Annotated in this window: 18 protein-coding genes; all 18 read right to left on the bottom strand. The window is 43.8% G+C overall.

Annotated elements, in window-relative coordinates; genetic code table 11:
• Window positions 1–22: 22 nt before the first annotated feature.
• Window positions 23–2,674, bottom strand: coding sequence for a valine--tRNA ligase (locus AB2B49_RS07115; RefSeq protein ID WP_320692029.1), 2,652 nt, complete (start codon window positions 2,672–2,674; stop codon window positions 23–25).
• Window positions 2,667–3,245 carry an AAA family ATPase gene (locus AB2B49_RS07110; RefSeq protein WP_049505090.1) on the bottom strand — a complete coding sequence of 193 codons (579 nt, stop codon included), beginning with the start codon at window positions 3,243–3,245 and terminating at the stop codon, window positions 2,667–2,669. Before AB2B49_RS07110 ends, AB2B49_RS07115 begins: the two co-directional genes overlap by 8 nt.
• Window positions 3,245–3,805 carry a GNAT family N-acetyltransferase gene (locus tag AB2B49_RS07105; protein WP_049505093.1) on the bottom strand — a complete coding sequence of 187 codons (561 nt, stop codon included), beginning with the start codon at window positions 3,803–3,805 and terminating at the stop codon, window positions 3,245–3,247. The genes AB2B49_RS07110 and AB2B49_RS07105 overlap by 1 nt, the downstream gene beginning before the upstream one ends.
• A 279-nt stretch (window positions 3,806–4,084) precedes the next feature.
• Window positions 4,085–4,480: a helix-hairpin-helix domain-containing protein gene (locus AB2B49_RS07100; RefSeq protein ID WP_042902047.1), complete on the bottom strand. Its 396-nt coding sequence runs from the start codon at window positions 4,478–4,480 to the stop codon at window positions 4,085–4,087.
• A 97-nt stretch (window positions 4,481–4,577) separates the two neighbouring features.
• Window positions 4,578–4,832 (bottom strand): DUF1912 family protein, encoded by a 255-nt coding sequence (locus AB2B49_RS07095; RefSeq protein WP_000119707.1) that lies wholly within the window; start codon window positions 4,830–4,832, stop codon window positions 4,578–4,580.
• Window positions 4,833–4,841: 9 nt separating this feature from the next.
• The gene (locus AB2B49_RS07090; protein ID WP_049505096.1) at window positions 4,842–6,176 is read right to left on the bottom strand and encodes a DUF438 domain-containing protein; all 1,335 of its coding nucleotides are present in this window, start codon (window positions 6,174–6,176) and stop codon (window positions 4,842–4,844) included.
• The gene (locus tag AB2B49_RS07085) at window positions 6,176–6,409 is read right to left on the bottom strand and encodes a DUF1858 domain-containing protein (protein ID WP_000368739.1); all 234 of its coding nucleotides are present in this window, start codon (window positions 6,407–6,409) and stop codon (window positions 6,176–6,178) included. Before AB2B49_RS07085 ends, AB2B49_RS07090 begins: the two co-directional genes overlap by 1 nt.
• Before the next feature lie 213 nt (window positions 6,410–6,622).
• Window positions 6,623–6,805 (bottom strand): hypothetical protein, encoded by a 183-nt coding sequence (locus tag AB2B49_RS07080; protein ID WP_044020283.1) that lies wholly within the window; start codon window positions 6,803–6,805, stop codon window positions 6,623–6,625.
• A gap of 1 nt (window position 6,806) precedes the next feature.
• Window positions 6,807–7,586, bottom strand: coding sequence for a hypothetical protein (locus AB2B49_RS07075; RefSeq protein WP_001118427.1), 780 nt, complete (start codon window positions 7,584–7,586; stop codon window positions 6,807–6,809).
• Between the two features lie 150 nt (window positions 7,587–7,736).
• Complete coding sequence (rbfA, locus tag AB2B49_RS07070; RefSeq protein ID WP_001273601.1) at window positions 7,737–8,087, bottom strand: 30S ribosome-binding factor RbfA; 351 nt, start codon at window positions 8,085–8,087, stop codon at window positions 7,737–7,739.
• 250 nt (window positions 8,088–8,337) lie between these two features.
• The gene (gene infB / locus AB2B49_RS07065) at window positions 8,338–11,124 is read right to left on the bottom strand and encodes a translation initiation factor IF-2 (protein WP_049505100.1); all 2,787 of its coding nucleotides are present in this window, start codon (window positions 11,122–11,124) and stop codon (window positions 8,338–8,340) included.
• A gap of 16 nt (window positions 11,125–11,140) precedes the next feature.
• A complete protein-coding gene (locus AB2B49_RS07060) occupies window positions 11,141–11,440 on the bottom strand; it encodes a YlxQ-related RNA-binding protein (protein ID WP_001041395.1) in 300 nt (99 codons plus the stop codon).
• Window positions 11,433–11,726 carry an RNase P modulator RnpM gene (gene rnpM / locus AB2B49_RS07055; RefSeq protein WP_000857560.1) on the bottom strand — a complete coding sequence of 98 codons (294 nt, stop codon included), beginning with the start codon at window positions 11,724–11,726 and terminating at the stop codon, window positions 11,433–11,435. Before rnpM ends, AB2B49_RS07060 begins: the two co-directional genes overlap by 8 nt.
• Before the next feature lie 21 nt (window positions 11,727–11,747).
• Complete coding sequence (nusA, locus tag AB2B49_RS07050; protein ID WP_000032278.1) at window positions 11,748–12,884, bottom strand: transcription termination factor NusA; 1,137 nt, start codon at window positions 12,882–12,884, stop codon at window positions 11,748–11,750.
• Between the two features lie 42 nt (window positions 12,885–12,926).
• On the bottom strand, window positions 12,927–13,406 hold the full coding sequence (gene rimP, locus AB2B49_RS07045) for a ribosome maturation factor RimP (protein ID WP_320692036.1): 480 nt from the start codon (window positions 13,404–13,406) through the stop codon (window positions 12,927–12,929).
• A gap of 126 nt (window positions 13,407–13,532) precedes the next feature.
• Window positions 13,533–14,168, bottom strand: a complete 636-nt coding sequence (gene trmB, locus AB2B49_RS07040) for a tRNA (guanosine(46)-N7)-methyltransferase TrmB (protein WP_320692028.1) — start codon at window positions 14,166–14,168, stop codon at window positions 13,533–13,535.
• Window positions 14,165–14,959: a cell cycle regulator CcrZ gene (gene ccrZ, locus AB2B49_RS07035; RefSeq protein WP_000363014.1), complete on the bottom strand. Its 795-nt coding sequence runs from the start codon at window positions 14,957–14,959 to the stop codon at window positions 14,165–14,167. Before ccrZ ends, trmB begins: the two co-directional genes overlap by 4 nt.
• A gap of 159 nt (window positions 14,960–15,118) precedes the next feature.
• Window positions 15,119–15,730 (bottom strand): CPBP family intramembrane glutamic endopeptidase, encoded by a 612-nt coding sequence (locus tag AB2B49_RS07030; RefSeq protein WP_049505104.1) that lies wholly within the window; start codon window positions 15,728–15,730, stop codon window positions 15,119–15,121.
• Window positions 15,731–15,949 lie beyond the last annotated feature (219 nt).

Below are 15,949 nucleotides of genomic sequence, written 5' to 3'. Positions count from 1 at the left end.
GTTTATCACCGTGTTTCTGTGTTTATTTCACGAGTTTCTTCATCTCATCAATACGTGCTACGGTCGCGTCATACTTGGCTTGGTAGTCGGCTTGTTTGTCGCGTTCTTTTTGGACGACTTCTGGTTTGGCATTAGCTACGAAACGTTCGTTAGAAAGCTTCTTACCGACCATGTCCAGTTCTTTTTGCCATTTAGCCAGTTCCTTGTCGAGACGAGCCAGTTCTTCTTCGACATTGAGGAGGTCTGCGAGTGGCAAGTAGATTTCTGCTCCTGTGATGACGCTTGACATTGCGAGTTCAGGTGCAGGGATGGTTGATGCGATTTCCAAATGCTCTGGATTTGTGAAGCGTTTGATGTAGTTGACATTGCTGTTAAAGAAAGCTTCCAAGTCGCTATCGCTTGTCTTAACAAGGATGGTGATAGGCTTGCTTGGAGCAACGTTTACTTCCGCACGCGCATTCCGAACAGAACGGATCAGGTCTTTAAGGCTTTCTACACCTGTGTGGGCAGCAAGGTCTTCAAAGGCTGGGTTAACAGTTGGGTATTCCGCTGTAACGATAGAGCCTTCTGAGATTTGTCCAAAGATTTCCTCTGTCACGAATGGCATGATTGGGTGAAGGAGTCGAAGGATCTTGTCCAAAGTATAAAGGAGAACAGAACGTGTGATGACTTTCTCTTCTTCATTATCGCTATAAAGGACTTCTTTGGTCAACTCAACGTACCAGTCCGCAAACTCATCCCAGATAAAGTTGTAGAGGATGTGTCCAGCAACACCAAACTCAAACTTATCAAAGTTTTCAGTGACTTTGCCGATCGTTTCATTGAGGTTGTGGAGGATCCAGCGGTCTGTGACATTTCCAGCTTCCTTGTTAACAACTTTTTCGACATTAGCCGTTGCTTGCTCAAGAGTCAAGCCTTCATTGTTCATGAGGATGTAGCGAGAGATGTTCCAGATTTTGTTAATGAAGTTCCATGAAGCATCCATTTTCTCGTAAGAGAAGCGGACGTCTTGGCCTGGTGCAGAACCGTTTGAAAGAAACCAACGAAGGGCATCGGCACCGTATTTCTCGATAACATCCATTGGGTCAATCCCGTTACCAAGAGATTTAGACATCTTGCGTCCTTGCTCGTCACGAATGAGTCCGTGGATAAGGACGTTTTGGAATGGCTGACGTCCTGTGAATTCCAATGATTGGAAGATCATACGAGACACCCAGAAGAAGATGATGTCGTAACCTGTTACTAGGGTTGAAGTTGGGAAGTAACGTTTGAAGTCTTCTGAGTCAACATCAGGCCAACCCATGGTTGAGAATGGCCAAAGGGCAGAGCTGAACCACGTATCCAAGACGTCTTCGTCTTGAGTCCATCCGTCGCCTTCTGGAGCTTCTTCTCCAACATACATTTCACCCTCAGCATTGTACCAAGCAGGGATTTGGTGACCCCACCAGAGCTGACGAGATATTACCCAGTCATGGACATTTTCCATCCATTGGAGGAAGGTATCGTTGAAACGAGGTGGGTAGAATTCTACCTTGTCGTCTGTGTCTTGGTTGGCGATGGCATTTTTCGCCAATTGGTCCATCTTAACGAACCATTGCGTAGACAAGCGTGGCTCAACTACAACACCTGTACGCTCTGAGTGACCGACACTGTGGACACGTTTTTCGATTTTGACAAGGGCACCAATTTCTTCCAACTTAGCAACGACAGCTTTACGAGCTTCGAAACGATCCATTCCTGCAAATTCGAAGGCCAAGTCGTTCATAGTTCCGTCGTCGTTCATGACGTTGACTTGTGGCAAGTTATGGCGTTGACCAACCAAGAAGTCGTTTGGATCGTGGGCAGGCGTGATTTTCACGACACCAGTACCAAATTCAGGATCTGCGTGTTCGTCCCCAACGATTGGAATCAATTTATTAGCGATAGGAAGGACGACGTTTTTACCAATCAAATCCTTGTAGCGTGGGTCTTCTGGATTAACCGCAACCGCAACGTCCCCAAACATAGTCTCAGGACGAGTGGTCGCAACTTCAAGGGCACGTGAACCGTTTTCTAGCATGTAGTTCATGTGGTAGAAGGCACCTTCGACGTCCTTGTGGATAACCTCGATATCAGAAAGGGCTGTGCGAGCTGCTGGGTCCCAGTTGATGATAAACTCACCACGGTAGATCCAGCCTTTCTTGTAAAGGTCCACAAAGACCTTGCGAACGGCTTTTGACAAACCTTCATCAAGAGTGAAACGCTCACGAGAGTAGTCTACAGAGAGACCCATCTTGCCCCATTGTTCCTTGATGGTAGTGGCATACTCGTCTTTCCATTCCCAGACTTTCGTCAAGAAAGACTCACGACCGAGGTCATATCGGCTAATGCCCTCACCACGCAAGCGCTCCTCAACCTTAGCCTGAGTGGCAATCCCAGCGTGGTCCATCCCTGGAAGCCAAAGTGTATCAAAGCCTTGCATGCGTTTTTGACGGATGATGATATCTTGGAGAGTCGTGTCCCAAGCGTGACCAAGGTGGAGTTTCCCAGTTACGTTTGGTGGTGGAATCACGATTGAATAAGGCTTAGCCTTTTGATCGCCTGAAGGCTTGAAAACATCAGCGTCAAGCCATTTTTGGTAACGACCAGCCTCAACCTCGGCTGGATTGTATTTAGGTGAAAGTTCTTTAGACATGTGTTTGTCCTTTCTCTATTGTATTCATTTTATTTTGAATCTGCTTGGCAACTTCTTCTGCAGACAGATTCGTATTATTTATTTTAAGGTAGTGGTACAACTCGTTCGGTTGATGTTGGGAATTTAATTGAAGTGTTTCAGCTGTCTCTAAAATTTCTCTTTCAGATGCCTCAATATGTCGTTTTAAGGGTTTGTGCTTTAATCGATTCTCCGTTCGATTTCGACGTAAACGCTCCTCAAGACTTGTTTCCAACTCCACAAAAAGAATCTCTTGATAATAGTCATCCAACAAATCCTGAATTTGCTTCAAATACAGCAGCTGGTACTGATTTGAAAAATCAATTACGTCTGTTAAAATCACAGATCGCTGATTCCTAGCACTTGCTCCAAGGAAAGAAAAGGTAATTCCACGAACAAATTCCCACATTTCCTCTGTATAGTCCTGATAGATTTCTAGTGCAAAATCGATGGCTTGATGGTTATAAAAGAGGGTAGCATTTGTCTTTCGAGATAGTTCTTGCCCAATCGTCATTTTCCCAGAAGCTGGAGCCCCAATGATGAAAAGATGCATCAAATCACCTCCCACTCACTCTTCAGCAAGCCGTATCTCAAATCATCACAGCGATTTCCTTGGGCATCTTTGCGGTCTCTTATGCGAGCTTCGAGGGTAAAGCCAAGTTTCTCTGCGACTCGTTGACTTTGGACATTGTAGCCAAAACAAGTCAGCTCAATCTTGTGAAGACCAAGTTCTTTAAAAGCTAAATCAATCAAGGTACTCGCAGCTTCTGGAACATAACCGTGATCCCAATAGTCTGGATGTAAGATATAGCCAATCTCCAAGACATCATCCTCGTGACGACGAGGGAAATCAACAGAGCCGATGACCTTATCGGTTCCTTTAACGACAATTCCATAGCCCGCTGGGAGATTGTCCTTTTCATTGCGCTCGGGAAGGATATGCTCTAGATAATAAATCTCATCTTCCAAGGTCTTGACGGGCGGAAAGCCTGCTGGGTAGGAAACTTCTGACCTACTGGCATAGTCAAAGATATCCACAACATCAGCCACGGTACGGACTCGCAAGACCAGACGCTCGGTCTCTATTCGTTCTGGCAACTCAGCTCTTGTCATCCTTCTACCTCACTTTCTACAAAAAACCGCCCCTGCCATATCCATGACAGGGACGAATGTGCTTATCCGCGGTACCACCCAATTTCGGGCAGATGCCCGCAACTCTCGTCTTTAAAACAAAAAGACATTTTTATTTCAATTTTTCATCCATCAGCAACCAGTTTTGACACATTTGTGGACTTCTCAGCACCGCCACTTTCTGTAAAATGTGGGATTCAAAACACCTCTAATGGCTTTATTGTAACAAGTTTTTGATAGAAATGCAAGGCTCAAGAAAGATTACTTGAAGCTGATTCCGTGTTCTTTTAATTTCTTGATGGTAGCTGGGCCGATTCCTTTCAAGGCAAGGAGTTCTTTTTCAGTCCAGTTTTTGAAGTCAGAAGCTGACTTGATGCCTTCATCATAGAAAGTCTTAGCGCGATCTACTGAGAGGCCACCCAAAGTCGCTGCAAAATCTTCTACTGAATTCGCCACTTTTTGAGCTTGTTCCTTGGTCGCTTCTACCGCTTGTTCCACTTTTTTAGAGACAACTTTTCCTGCTTGGCTGGCAGATTTTTCTGCGTGTTTCACGACTTTCTTGGTCTCTTCTACAACCTTAGTCACTGTAGTTGAAAATGCACCTGAGCGACGAAGGCTATTTCGCAATTGTTTTTTACGTTGGAGTTTCTTTGACATAATAAAATCCTTTCAATAAAAAATCCCTGCTCTGACAAGGATTTAATAAAGATATTCTATCAAGATTTTGGCAAAAAATCAAGAAAGTATCTGAATTTTAATAGTTTCGCTCACCAAACAAGCCTTCTGGTAAATCATGGAATCCCTTGCCTGCCTTGAAATTTTCAAACTTACCAAGCAAAAACTGATAAGCATCCAAGCGACTTTCGTAGCGAATCATGGCATCTTTGGCACGCTCGTCTTGGTCTTCTTCGTAGACTTTTTGACTTTCCTTGTGTGCCATGTCGTTGATCATGATCTGGGTATTGACCCAAGCTTCAAATTCCTTCATAAATTCCTGTTCGTAACTCATTGATTCTCCTTATTCTAATCCACGGAAATAGTCCGTATCAATCTCTCGGTAGGGCTGGATATCCTGAACATACTCCAACACGCCTTGAAATTCTCCGTTTTCATCGTGTACCGCAGCATAGGTGATGTGGACAAACTTGCCTCGCGACTCCGACTTGAACCACATTTCATACTTGTCCTTGACCCCTTCACGCAGACCTTGCATGATAGCTTTAACTTTCTCCAAATATTTTGGAGGATGACATAACTCGACATTGCGCCCGACTTGGGATGGCGTCCGTTTGAAAATCATCTCATCAGCTGGCGCATTGTCATTGTAATACTGGAAAATATCGTCTTTATTGACAAAGGTAATCTCCATAGGGAGATGATTGAGGATGAGGTTAGCCTGCTCGACGGAGAGATAGCCATTGCCAAAAGCCTGTTTACTATGACGATCCAACACTGCTTCCTTTTCCTTAGGGGTAAAGGTAATGGTGAACTGTCCTTCTGGCGTATCGATAACTTGCTGAACTTGACCTTCAGCCGTGTCTAGTTGAACAGGTTCCTCTGCACTCTTTTCCTCAACAAAACTTTGGCGTTCTGGCACCCATTTCTCAGACGGATGGATGATGGCATAGCCATAGGCCTCACTCTCCTCCGCAATCTGAAGCCAGTCATCCTGGGTGAAAGACTCAAGGAGAATCATGAGGAGGATGGACTCTTCCTTGAAAATCATACTTTCAAACTCTGTCGCAAAAGCTTCAAAGGCCTCCTTTACAGTGGAAATCGCCACTTCTGGTAGTGCCTTAGCCGTCGCTAGAGCTGTCTGAAAGAGTTCTCTGATCTGATCATCCACTCCCCACATAACTTTTGGAGGTGAATCGTGACCATAGCGCTCCATGATGGGAAAAAAGAGCTCTTCCTTGCGCTGATAGTGGATGTCAAATTGCCCCAACAGCCCCATTTGACGGACCAAGCCCTTGCGCATCTCTGCCAGCATTTCCTCATCTTCCATAGACTCATAGGTATCCAACAGTCTCCGAATGCGAATCAAAGCTGCACGGAGAGCCAGATTTTCATCCTTGAAGACGCGAACTGGATGACCAGGATGCTCGGTATCTTCCACTTCAACACCCTTAACAGCATTTTTAAAAAGATTGGCATGGACATCGCAAAGTTCCATGACATCTTCAAAGGTGACACCTGAGTCTGAGTTCATCAGCTCGTGCTCCATGAGGGAAATCTCGATGGCTGACACACCTGTAAAGGTCGCATCAAAACGCTCCTGAACTGACTCAGGAGAGGCGCCATTGTGCAATTCTAACAAAATATCCCGTAGGATATGAATCCGTTCATCTGCCATTAGTCTAATCCAATCACTTCATAGCCGTTCGCTTCTAGCGTGCGGACAATCTTGTCCATAGGAGTTCCTTCAAGTTTAGAACCCTGCTTCAGCGATACTTTGCGACCGACTGTGTTGCGCATCAAGGGATTAGCAAGTGGTTTAAAACCGAGCTCCACTAGGATTTCCAAAACTTCTGGGTGCTTGTCTACCACTTCTGCAACGGGAATTGACACATCGATGATATTGTCCATGACGACCTCCATGTATGTTCTAATACTCAATGAAAATCAAAGAGCAAACTAGGAAGCTAGCCGCAGGCTGTACTTAAGTACGGCAAGGTGAAGCTGACGTGGTTTGAAGAGATTTTCGAAGAGTATAAAATGATTTTACTGCTTATATTATACCATATGGAAAGAGATTAAAAAACTAGCAGTGGAGTTCCTACCAGTTTCTTTCATTTCAAGTTATTCTTTATCATCTGGTTTTGCGAGCCACTGGGCTACATCCATCAACTTGTCAGCAAGCAGTACTTTCCCGAAACCTACTAGAGCATTGTCATCTTTTTTCATGTTCTTCAGGACTTTGATGCTTTGCATCACGAAAAAGTAATTCCCGTATGTCTTAGCTAGAATTTTAATGAATCCCATATTACTCTCCTTCGATGATTTCGACCTCTTTTCGGATAGTATCAACGTCTCTTTGATATTGCACTTCATTGTAGTTGACTAGCTTGGACAATTCCTGTTGCAATCTTTCTCCCATCGGTTTCATGGTCGCAAAGGTTAAGCCACCAGAAATGACTCCACCTAGGATAGGAATCACTTTCCCCATCCCTTTAGCTAGGCCTCCTTTTGTCAGATTGACACCAAAAATTTTCAAAACTTTTTCTAAAATTGGATACCAAAGAGTTTTTGTCAAGGCTTTCTTGTTCACTACTTTTATGACTTGCTTGGCTACTGTCACACCGCCTGATCGAAGCAGGGCACCTGCGCCATTTACTCCCAGCATCACACCGAGATACAGTAGAAGTGTGTTTTTAGCTTCCTCGCTTAACTCATTGCGCGATGCCCAAAGATCATCAAATCCGTAAATATACCCTAGTTCTTGAGCTAATTTCAATGAAAAAGCATAAAACTGGGCTACGTCTGTCGGGATAGTGATCGCCATGACAATCCCTCCAGGTAGACCTGCCAAAACCGAAGTTCCACTGGCTAACAGGACATTGTCTTTAATACAGGCCTTGGCCACTCTATCCAAGCTTTCTTGAGGCAACAAAGAAGTCGGTCCTTGTTCAATCAAAGTTGGAATATCCTTACGGTCTAATTCCTTTGAAAACTTTTCTACCAAAAATCTTTCTCGATCGACCTTGACTACGGGAAGTTTCACCACTTGTTGCAGTACTTGCATAGCTATATCTTGTTTAGCCATATATCTCTCCGTTTTTCATTTATATCAAGCTTTATCATATCATACTATTCGAAATATACAAATTTTTTAAACCGATTTTTATCAGATGGATACATCGTCAAATAGCAATGATCATGCTCTGGCAACAAAAAAGAGGGTTCCCCCTCTTTCTTAGTTCTTATCCAGATTGCGTAACATCTCGTCAATCTTGTTTCCATATTCGATGGATTCGTCTTTGACGAAGGTCAAATCTGGGATTTTGTACAATTTCAAATTGCGACCAAGTTCACGTTTGATGGTACCAGTTGCTTTTTCAAGCCCGATTTGAGCTTTTTGGTTATCCGAAGCAAGGTTACTCAAAATGGTGTAGTAAACCTTGGCAACAGACAAATCCCCCAGCATCTGAACGTCTGTAATGGTCACCCCTTGGACACGGGGATCACGGACCTTCTTTTGCAAAATCTCATTGACTTCACGCTTGATTTCCATGCCCACACGATCCGTACGGAAATGATTTGCCATGATATTCCTTTCTCTACTTTGAACCAAAAGCTAGGCCAGCAGACCTAGCTATTTTTAAATTTATTGATTTTCAGTTCAAATTGAAACGAAGTGCAATTTGAACTCATTCGCTTCTTTCGCTGTGGTGAAAGTGATGGAACTGATTTATCAGTCCCATCACAGGGGATTTTTGAGACACTAGGCTCAAAAATAAGCAATGAAACCATCGGTTTGCTTGCGTCCCTCACCACCTAAGAAAGGAGCAAAAATCTTATCGTTTGATTTCTTCCATGACATAAGCCTCAATCACATCATCAGTCTTGATATCATTGTAGCCATCAATCATCAATCCACCTTCACGACCGTTTGTAACTTCTTTGACGTCGTCTTTGTAGTGTTTCAAGCTTGCGAGTTCGCCATCATAGATTACGACACCGTCACGGATAACACGGACTTTAGAATCACGGGTAACCTTACCGCTAGTAACCATAAATCCACCGATGGTTCCCACTTTAGATACCTTAAAGGTTTCACGGATAACTGCTTCACCGATAACTTTTTCTTCGAATTCAGGATCAAGCATCCCTTTCATGGCTTCTTCCATCTCTTCGATAACCTTATAGATAATGCTGTGAAGACGGATTTCAACATCGTCAGCTTCGGCTTGTTGACGCGCTTGTGGTGTAGGGCGTACGTTGAAACCAATGATAAAGGCATTTGAAGCTTCCGCAAGGGTCACGTCTGATTCGTTGATAGCACCGACTGCTGAGTGGACAATGGTAACTTTGACACCTTCTACATCAATTTTTTGAAGTGAGGCAGAAAGGGCTTCAACTGAACCTTGTACGTCGGCCTTGATGATAACATTAACTGACTTGAGCTCACCAGCTTTAAGCGTATCAAAGAGGTTTTCAAGGCTGACACGTTGGGTAGCTTGGCGTTGTTTCATGAGGGCACGTTTTGCACGTTCTTCACCGGCCGCACGCGCAGATTTTTCATCTTCGTAAACGGCAAAATGGTCACCCGCCATTGGTGCTTCGTTCAAACCTGTGATAGAAACTGGTGTTGATGGTCCTGCCACCTTGACACGACGACCAAGGTCATTGGTCATGGCACGGACACGACCGAAGGTATTTCCGACAACGATAGGGTCTTGCACATTCAGAGTACCTTGTTGCACAAGAAGAGTTGCGACCGCACCTTTTCCTTTATCCAAGCGCGCTTCGATAACCGTACCGATAGCACGCACTGTTGGGTCTGCTTTGAGTTCTTGGATTTCAGCCACAAGAAGGACTGTTTCCAACAATTCTTCGATATTTTGGTTGAATTTAGCTGAAATTTCAACAAATTCAGAATCTCCACCCCAAGCTGTTGACATGACACCATGCTCTGCCAATTCACCGATAACGCGTTCTGGGTTGGCACCTGGTTTATCAATCTTGTTGATAGCCACGATAATTGGAACGTTTGCCGCTTTTGAGTGGTTGATGGCTTCGATAGTCTGAGGCATAACCCCATCGTCGGCCGCTACAACCAAGATGGTAATATCGGTAACAGAGGCACCACGCGCACGCATAGAAGTAAAGGCCGCGTGTCCTGGTGTATCAAGGAAGGTGATCTTCTTGCCATTTTCCACGATTTGGTAGGCACCGATATGCTGAGTGATACCACCTGCTTCACCTGTCGCAACACGGGAGTTACGAAGGGTATCCAAGAGGGTTGTTTTACCATGGTCAACGTGTCCCATGATGGTTACAACTGGTGGACGCTCAACCAATTCATCTTCATTAAGATAGCCATCTTCGACAAAGAAACGTTCGATGTCGGCATTATCCACTTCAACCTTTTGTTTGGCTTCGATACCGTAATCCACCATGAGGAGTTCAATGGTTTCTCCATCCAAGGATTGGTTTTGTGTGGCCATCACACCCATCATAAAGAGTTTCTTAACGATTTCAGCTGGTTCACGTTTGATACGTTTTGCGATTTCCGCAACAGTCATACCATCTGTATATTCGAATTCTGTTGGCAATTCGTGGAACTTACGCTCTGTAACAGGTTTTGGAGTCTGGTTACGGTTGTTTTGCTTGTTCCCTTTTTTATTTTTCTTGTTGTTATTCCAGTTACTATTTCTTTGATTTCTCACTTGATTCTGACTACTTCGATTCTTTTGTTGTTTTCTAGGACCATCTTCTTCGTGATCATAATCATCACGTTCTTTGTCTGGTCGAGCTTGTTTTTTACGACGTGTATCCACTGGCGCTTCTTTCGCTACAGGAGCTACTGTTACTGCTGGCTGCGTTTGTTCAGCTAGCTTAGCAGCTTCTTCAAAGATTTCCTCTGGCTCCTTGCGTTTGTTAGCTTGAGCCAAGGCTTCTTTGGCTGCTTGCGATTGTTTGAAGCGCTCCTCGCTTGAGCGTGCGTACTCTGCATTTTGCTCTGCTTTTAGGGCTGCTGCACGGGCTTTAAAGTCAACACGTGGACCACCTTGCTTGGGCTGGAAGTCTTGTTGCTGACGGCGATCATTGCCACGATTTCCTTGACCTTGTGGTTTTTTCCCTTGATCGTTGAATCGGCGATTTTCGCGGTTTCCTTGACCAGGTTTGCCACCATTACGACCGTCATTTTTCTGACGGTTACCATTTTGTTGTTGGTCACGGTTGTTGGCCTTGTTTTGTTTGCGTCGTTCTGCCTGCTCTTTGGCACGCGCCTCACGCTCCGCCTTGAAGTTTCGACTCTGTGGTCTTGCGGCCACTACTTTTTCTTCCTTAGGAGCTGCAGGTGCAGCTGGTTTACTTTCTTCCTTAGCGGCAGCTGGTTTAGCCGAAACAGACTTTTCTGCTTTCTTTTCTACACTTGCTTTTGGTGCTGCAGGTTTTGCTTCTGCCTTAGGAGCAGGTGCAGGTTTAAAGCTAGCTGCGATTTGTTCAGCAGCAGCAGCTTCCACGCTCGATGAGTGGCTTTTCACATCCAAGCCCAACTCTTTTGCACGCGCTACAACTTCTTTACTTTCTTTTCCAAGTTCTTTTGCGATTTCGTACAATCTTTTCTTAGACAAATCATGTCCTCCTCTTCTATTCCATAAGAGACCTCATTTTCTTTGTAAATCCAGCATCTGTCACAGCCAAAACCTTTCTCGGTTTCCCGACTGCTATGCTTAATTCCAGTGTTGAAAACACGGTTATAACTTCTACTTGATAATAGTCACTTTTATCTTGAATCTTCTTGGTCAGATTAGGACCAGCATCATGGGCTAGAAAGACTAGCTTGGCTTTCTGGTCTTGGATAGCCTTGACCACCAATTCCTCACCCGATATGATCCGGCCTGCTCGTTGAGCAAGTCCCAAGAGATTGCTTATCTTTTGCTTATTCAAGTCCTAACTCTCTTCTTTTCACTTTGTGATCCACATAAGCGATCAACTCATCATAAAAGCTTTCTTCCACTTCCATGTTAAAGCTGCGGTTAAAGACCTTCTTCTTTTTAGCCTCTAGGGCTTCTGCATTGTCTAGCTTGATATAAGCGCCACGGCCATTGGCCTTGCCTGTCGGATCGATAAAGACCTGTCCTTCCTTGTTCTTGACAATACGGAGTAAATCACGTTTATCAATCACTTCATTAGAGACAACAGACTTGCGCAAAGGGATTTTTCTTGTTTTCATCTTTCCCTCCTCTAGCAGCTTTTATTCTTCTGTCAATTCATCCGCAGCTGCGTAATCCACTTGACCTGCTTCTTCCATAGCTTCAAATTCGCTGGCAGACTTGATATCGATACGGTAACCCGTCAAGTGAGCCGCCAAGCGAACGTTTTGTCCACGGCGACCGATAGCAAGAGAAAGCTTGTTATCAGGTACAACGACCAAGGCACGTTTGCTGTCATTTTCATCAAAGATAACTTGGTCAACCTCTGCCGGTGCGATAGCATTGTAGATAAACTCAGCTGGATCTGCTACCCACTCGATAACGTCGATGTTTTCTTCAACAGGAATCATACGATCACTCTTGGCATCGTAACGAGCTGGGTGGAATTTGCTGGTGATTTTCTTGATATTAGCACCACCACGACCAACGATTGTCCCGATAGCGTCCACGTTTGGATTGTGGCTACGAACGGCAACTTTCGTACGGTCACCAGCTTCGCGGGCTACGCTCATGATTTCAACAGTTCCATCGTAAACTTCTGGAATTTCTTGCTCCATCAAGCGTTTGATCATTTCAGGATGGCTACGGCTAACAAAGACATTGACACCACGAGGGTTGTCTTCAACCTTGTAAACGTAGACTTCGATACGGTCATGGGAAGCAAACACCTCTCCAGGAATTTGGTCTTGTTTTGATAATTGGGCTTCGATGCTGCCAAGGTTGACGTAAATAAAGCGGTTGTCAAATCGTTCTACCGTACCAGACATGATTTCTTGCTCATGTTCTTTGTAAGTATTATAAGTGATGGCACGTGTTTGCTTGCGCATTTTTTCCATGATGGTTTGTTTGGCAGATTGGGCTGCTACACGACCAAACTCAGCTGGTGCTTCTTCAAACTTGATTTTGTCACCAAGCTCATAGGCTGAATTAATGGCAAGAGCATCCTTCAAGCTGATCTCCAAACGGCTATCAAATACTTCATCAACAACTTCACGGACAGTATAAACTGTAAAGTCTCCTGTTTTTTCATTGAAGTCGATAGCTACGCTATCAGATTGACCATAGCGTCTGCGATAAGCGGAACGAAGCGACTCTACTACTGCGTCGATGATGTCTTCTTTTTTGATTCCCTTGTCTTCTTCCAAAATGCGGAAGGCCTCTAGCATTTCTTTACTCATGTTCTTTTTACTTTTGAATCCTCAAAAGCTATCCTTTCTTTTCTATAGTTTTACTGCTAAACGTGCTTTTGATACTAAACTGTATGGAATTTGGACGGTTTTCTTACGTGTCTTGTCCATATATTCCATAGTCAACTCGTCCTCTTCGAAGGATACCAAGGTACCTTCAAAGACTTTTTTCTTATCGATAGCTTGGTAGAGCCCAATATGGATGTATTTTCCAACTGCTCCAGCGACGGCATCCTTGGTTTTCAAAGGACGTTCCAAGCCTGGACTGGTAATTTCTAGGAAATATTGTTCTGGGAAGGGATCAGGCTTGATGGTGTCTAGGACAGGACTGATAATTTCTGTCAGGTCTGCCGTGTCGTTCAAGGTAATTCCTTCGGGTTTATCTACAAAAATACTGAGAATCATGTCACTGCCAATCTTTCCATACTCGATATCCACGAGCTCGAAAGGCGTTTGGATGACAGGTTCTACAACTTCTCTGACTAATTCTACGATTGTTGCGATTGCGTCCACCTCCTCATAAGCAAGAGGCGAAGATATTTCCCCGCCTCTCTTTCTCATATTCTTACTATCAGTATAGCACGTTTGTCAATTTATGTAAAGCATTAGCACTCAAACGGCTGTTTTTCAAGCTATTTCTTAAAATTTTGCCTCAACTCGGTAGATCACTTGACCTTTACTGGAGAATTTTTGCTCATACTCCGTCATGACATTGCCTTCAAAATCACTGGCATGCAAGTCCAGCCAGACACCATTGAGTTTCATCCCATACTGAGAAAAGCTCACTAGACTATACTCAAATAAGCCACGGTTATCTGTCTTGAAATGGATTTCCCCATTCTCAGGCAAGATACGCTTGAAGGTATCCAAGAAACTCTTGTAGGTCAGACGGCGTTTTTCATGACGTTTTTTAGGCCAAGGATCTGAAAAGTTTAGGTAGAGACGATCAATCTCACCGTCTTCAAAGTAGTCCGTCAAATCTGAACCATCAACCCACAACAACTTGATATTAGGAACTCCAACTTCTAATACCTTATCCAAGGCATAACTCAATACCGACTTTTGGATATCAATCCCGATGTAGTTGATGTCAGGGTTTTGCTTGGCCATTCCTGATACGAAGGCTCCTTTTCCACTTCCAACTTCAACATGAATAGGATGACCATTTCCAAACAAGTCTCGCCATTTTCCCTTAGCTTCCATGGGATTGAGGACCACATACTGGGGATTGGCCTCTAGTAATTCTGTCGCCCCTTTACGATTTCTAACTCTCATCTCTTCTTTCCATACTTGTCACGGAAGACGCGCAAGGCATAAATCTCCCGGTTTACATTGTCTAAATCTTGATTTTCACAGTATTTGGCAATCTGGTTCAAGTAAGAATACTGACCATACCAATACAATTTATCTAACACTGTCTGATTGTACTTATAGCCGTAGTCTCTCAACCATTGACGCCACTGATGATCTGGAATGTAGTGGCATAGCAAATGCGCCACATCAAACATACGATCCGTCAGACGAACCGAATCCCAATCCACTAGATAAACGAGTCCACTCTCTGTTTCAATCCAATTACTATGACGAAGATCCCCGTGCACAATCGTTGCATGGTCTTCCCTAAAACCTGGAACCGTCTTACCTAGCTCCGCAATCACACTGTTCAAATAGTGATTCTGCTTCAAGATTTCTGGAACCCCTTGCTGCCAAGAACGTAGCAAATCAACTGGTGTTTCCATGGTGTATCCCAAACGGCTCAACTGCTTCATCAAAGGACGCGAGCGGTGAAGGCGGTTCAAGATATTGATAATCTGCTTGCGATTCATATCGTAAGGGGTCAAGATTTTACCCGTCAGCCATTCCTGAGCACACATATCACGACCATCCGCTAAACGACGAGTCCATAGTAATTGAGGAGCGATTTGTTCTCTGGCAAGGCCAGGTAGGATTGGAGAGGTGTTCATTTTTACAAAGACGCGCTTCCCATCAGGGTAGCTTCCCATATAAGCCTTACCGCTCTTCCCTGGTATCGGGGTCAGCGTTAGCTCATTATCACCCAAGTCCATTTCTTTCCTCCGTATAAAGTTTCCTTACTATTCTACTAGTTTTTGGCCTATTCGTCAACCGGTCCACACCTGATTCTCAAAGAAAAGCCTCTGGATTGGCTTGGGTATCATTATAGAAAGAAAAGGCAAGCACTATCTTCTGCTTACCTTTCATGATTTTTATAAATAATATAAGAGTGGCCAAGCATTGTAAAACATATGAACTAAAGTAGAAACCCATAAGTTTTGGCTCTTTTTATAAGCAAAGCCCAGCAACAAGCCCCCAAGTAGATAAAAAATAAACGAAGGGACATTAGAAGGTCCATGCATGAAAGAAAAGAGAGAGGAAGTTAGCACAAGCCCTAACCAAGAATTGTCAAAAACGGCACCTTGAAGAAGTCCTCTGAAAATAAGTTCCTCCTGGATGGGTCCAAAAACTGAGGAAGTCAAAATCAAAGACAGAGAAATTCCTCTGCTAACTTCCGACAAGTGTTGAACTCCTGCGCCAGAAGAAACAGCGAAGAAATGAATATAAACCAGTGTCTCAAGTATACTTAGAAGAAAGATTACAATGAAAAGCAAAAGTTCTTTCTTGCTTAACATCCCAAAAGAAATCATTTCAAACTTTCTAGCATAAGCAACACTCAGCGCGGTTACAAGAAGACTTACAATAATCAATGCAGATTCATTTTGAAAAAAATCCCTATGGTTAATCGTATAAGGAACTGTAATGACGATTAGTAGTACTAAAAATCCAAAACAAAAGGCATGAAATTTATCAAAAAACTCCATAAAATTATCCTCCTCAACAAACAGACTTCCCTACAAGTCATCCTTTAGTGCTAGTCTTTCCAAAACAAATCATTTTATACTCTTCGAAAATTTCTTCAAACCACGTCAACATCGCCTTGCCGTAGGTATATGTTACTGACTTCGTCAGTTTCATCCGCAACCTCAAAAACATGTTTTGAGCTGACTTCGTCAGTTCTATCTACAACCTCAAAGCAGTGC

It is taken from the genome of Streptococcus jiangnanensis (assembly GCF_040888325.1).
Taxonomy (GTDB): Bacteria; Bacillota; Bacilli; order Lactobacillales; family Streptococcaceae; genus Streptococcus; species Streptococcus jiangnanensis.
This window is presented reverse-complemented; position numbering and strand designations above follow the sequence as displayed.

Excerpts from the sequence above, each read along its gene's own strand:
- AB2B49_RS07115 (WP_320692029.1), bottom strand. The coding sequence starts at position 2,674 with ATGTCTAAAGAACTTTCACCTAAATACAATCCAGCCGAGGTTGAGGCT.
- AB2B49_RS07110 (WP_049505090.1), bottom strand. The coding sequence starts at position 3,245 with ATGCATCTTTTCATCATTGGGGCTCCAGCTTCTGGGAAAATGACGATT.
- AB2B49_RS07105 (WP_049505093.1), bottom strand. The coding sequence starts at position 3,805 with ATGACAAGAGCTGAGTTGCCAGAACGAATAGAGACCGAGCGTCTGGTC.
- AB2B49_RS07100 (WP_042902047.1), bottom strand. The coding sequence starts at position 4,480 with ATGTCAAAGAAACTCCAACGTAAAAAACAATTGCGAAATAGCCTTCGT.
- AB2B49_RS07095 (WP_000119707.1), bottom strand. The coding sequence starts at position 4,832 with ATGAGTTACGAACAGGAATTTATGAAGGAATTTGAAGCTTGGGTCAAT.
- AB2B49_RS07090 (WP_049505096.1), bottom strand. The coding sequence starts at position 6,176 with ATGGCAGATGAACGGATTCATATCCTACGGGATATTTTGTTAGAATTG.
- AB2B49_RS07085 (WP_000368739.1), bottom strand. The coding sequence starts at position 6,409 with ATGGACAATATCATCGATGTGTCAATTCCCGTTGCAGAAGTGGTAGAC.
- AB2B49_RS07080 (WP_044020283.1), bottom strand. The coding sequence starts at position 6,805 with ATGGGATTCATTAAAATTCTAGCTAAGACATACGGGAATTACTTTTTC.
- AB2B49_RS07075 (WP_001118427.1), bottom strand. The coding sequence starts at position 7,586 with ATGGCTAAACAAGATATAGCTATGCAAGTACTGCAACAAGTGGTGAAA.
- rbfA (WP_001273601.1), bottom strand. The coding sequence starts at position 8,087 with ATGGCAAATCATTTCCGTACGGATCGTGTGGGCATGGAAATCAAGCGT.
- rnpM (WP_000857560.1), bottom strand. The coding sequence starts at position 11,726 with ATGAAAACAAGAAAAATCCCTTTGCGCAAGTCTGTTGTCTCTAATGAA.
- nusA (WP_000032278.1), bottom strand. The coding sequence starts at position 12,884 with ATGAGTAAAGAAATGCTAGAGGCCTTCCGCATTTTGGAAGAAGACAAG.
- trmB (WP_320692028.1), bottom strand. The coding sequence starts at position 14,168 with ATGAGAGTTAGAAATCGTAAAGGGGCGACAGAATTACTAGAGGCCAAT.
- ccrZ (WP_000363014.1), bottom strand. The coding sequence starts at position 14,959 with ATGGACTTGGGTGATAATGAGCTAACGCTGACCCCGATACCAGGGAAG.
- AB2B49_RS07030 (WP_049505104.1), bottom strand. The coding sequence starts at position 15,730 with ATGGAGTTTTTTGATAAATTTCATGCCTTTTGTTTTGGATTTTTAGTA.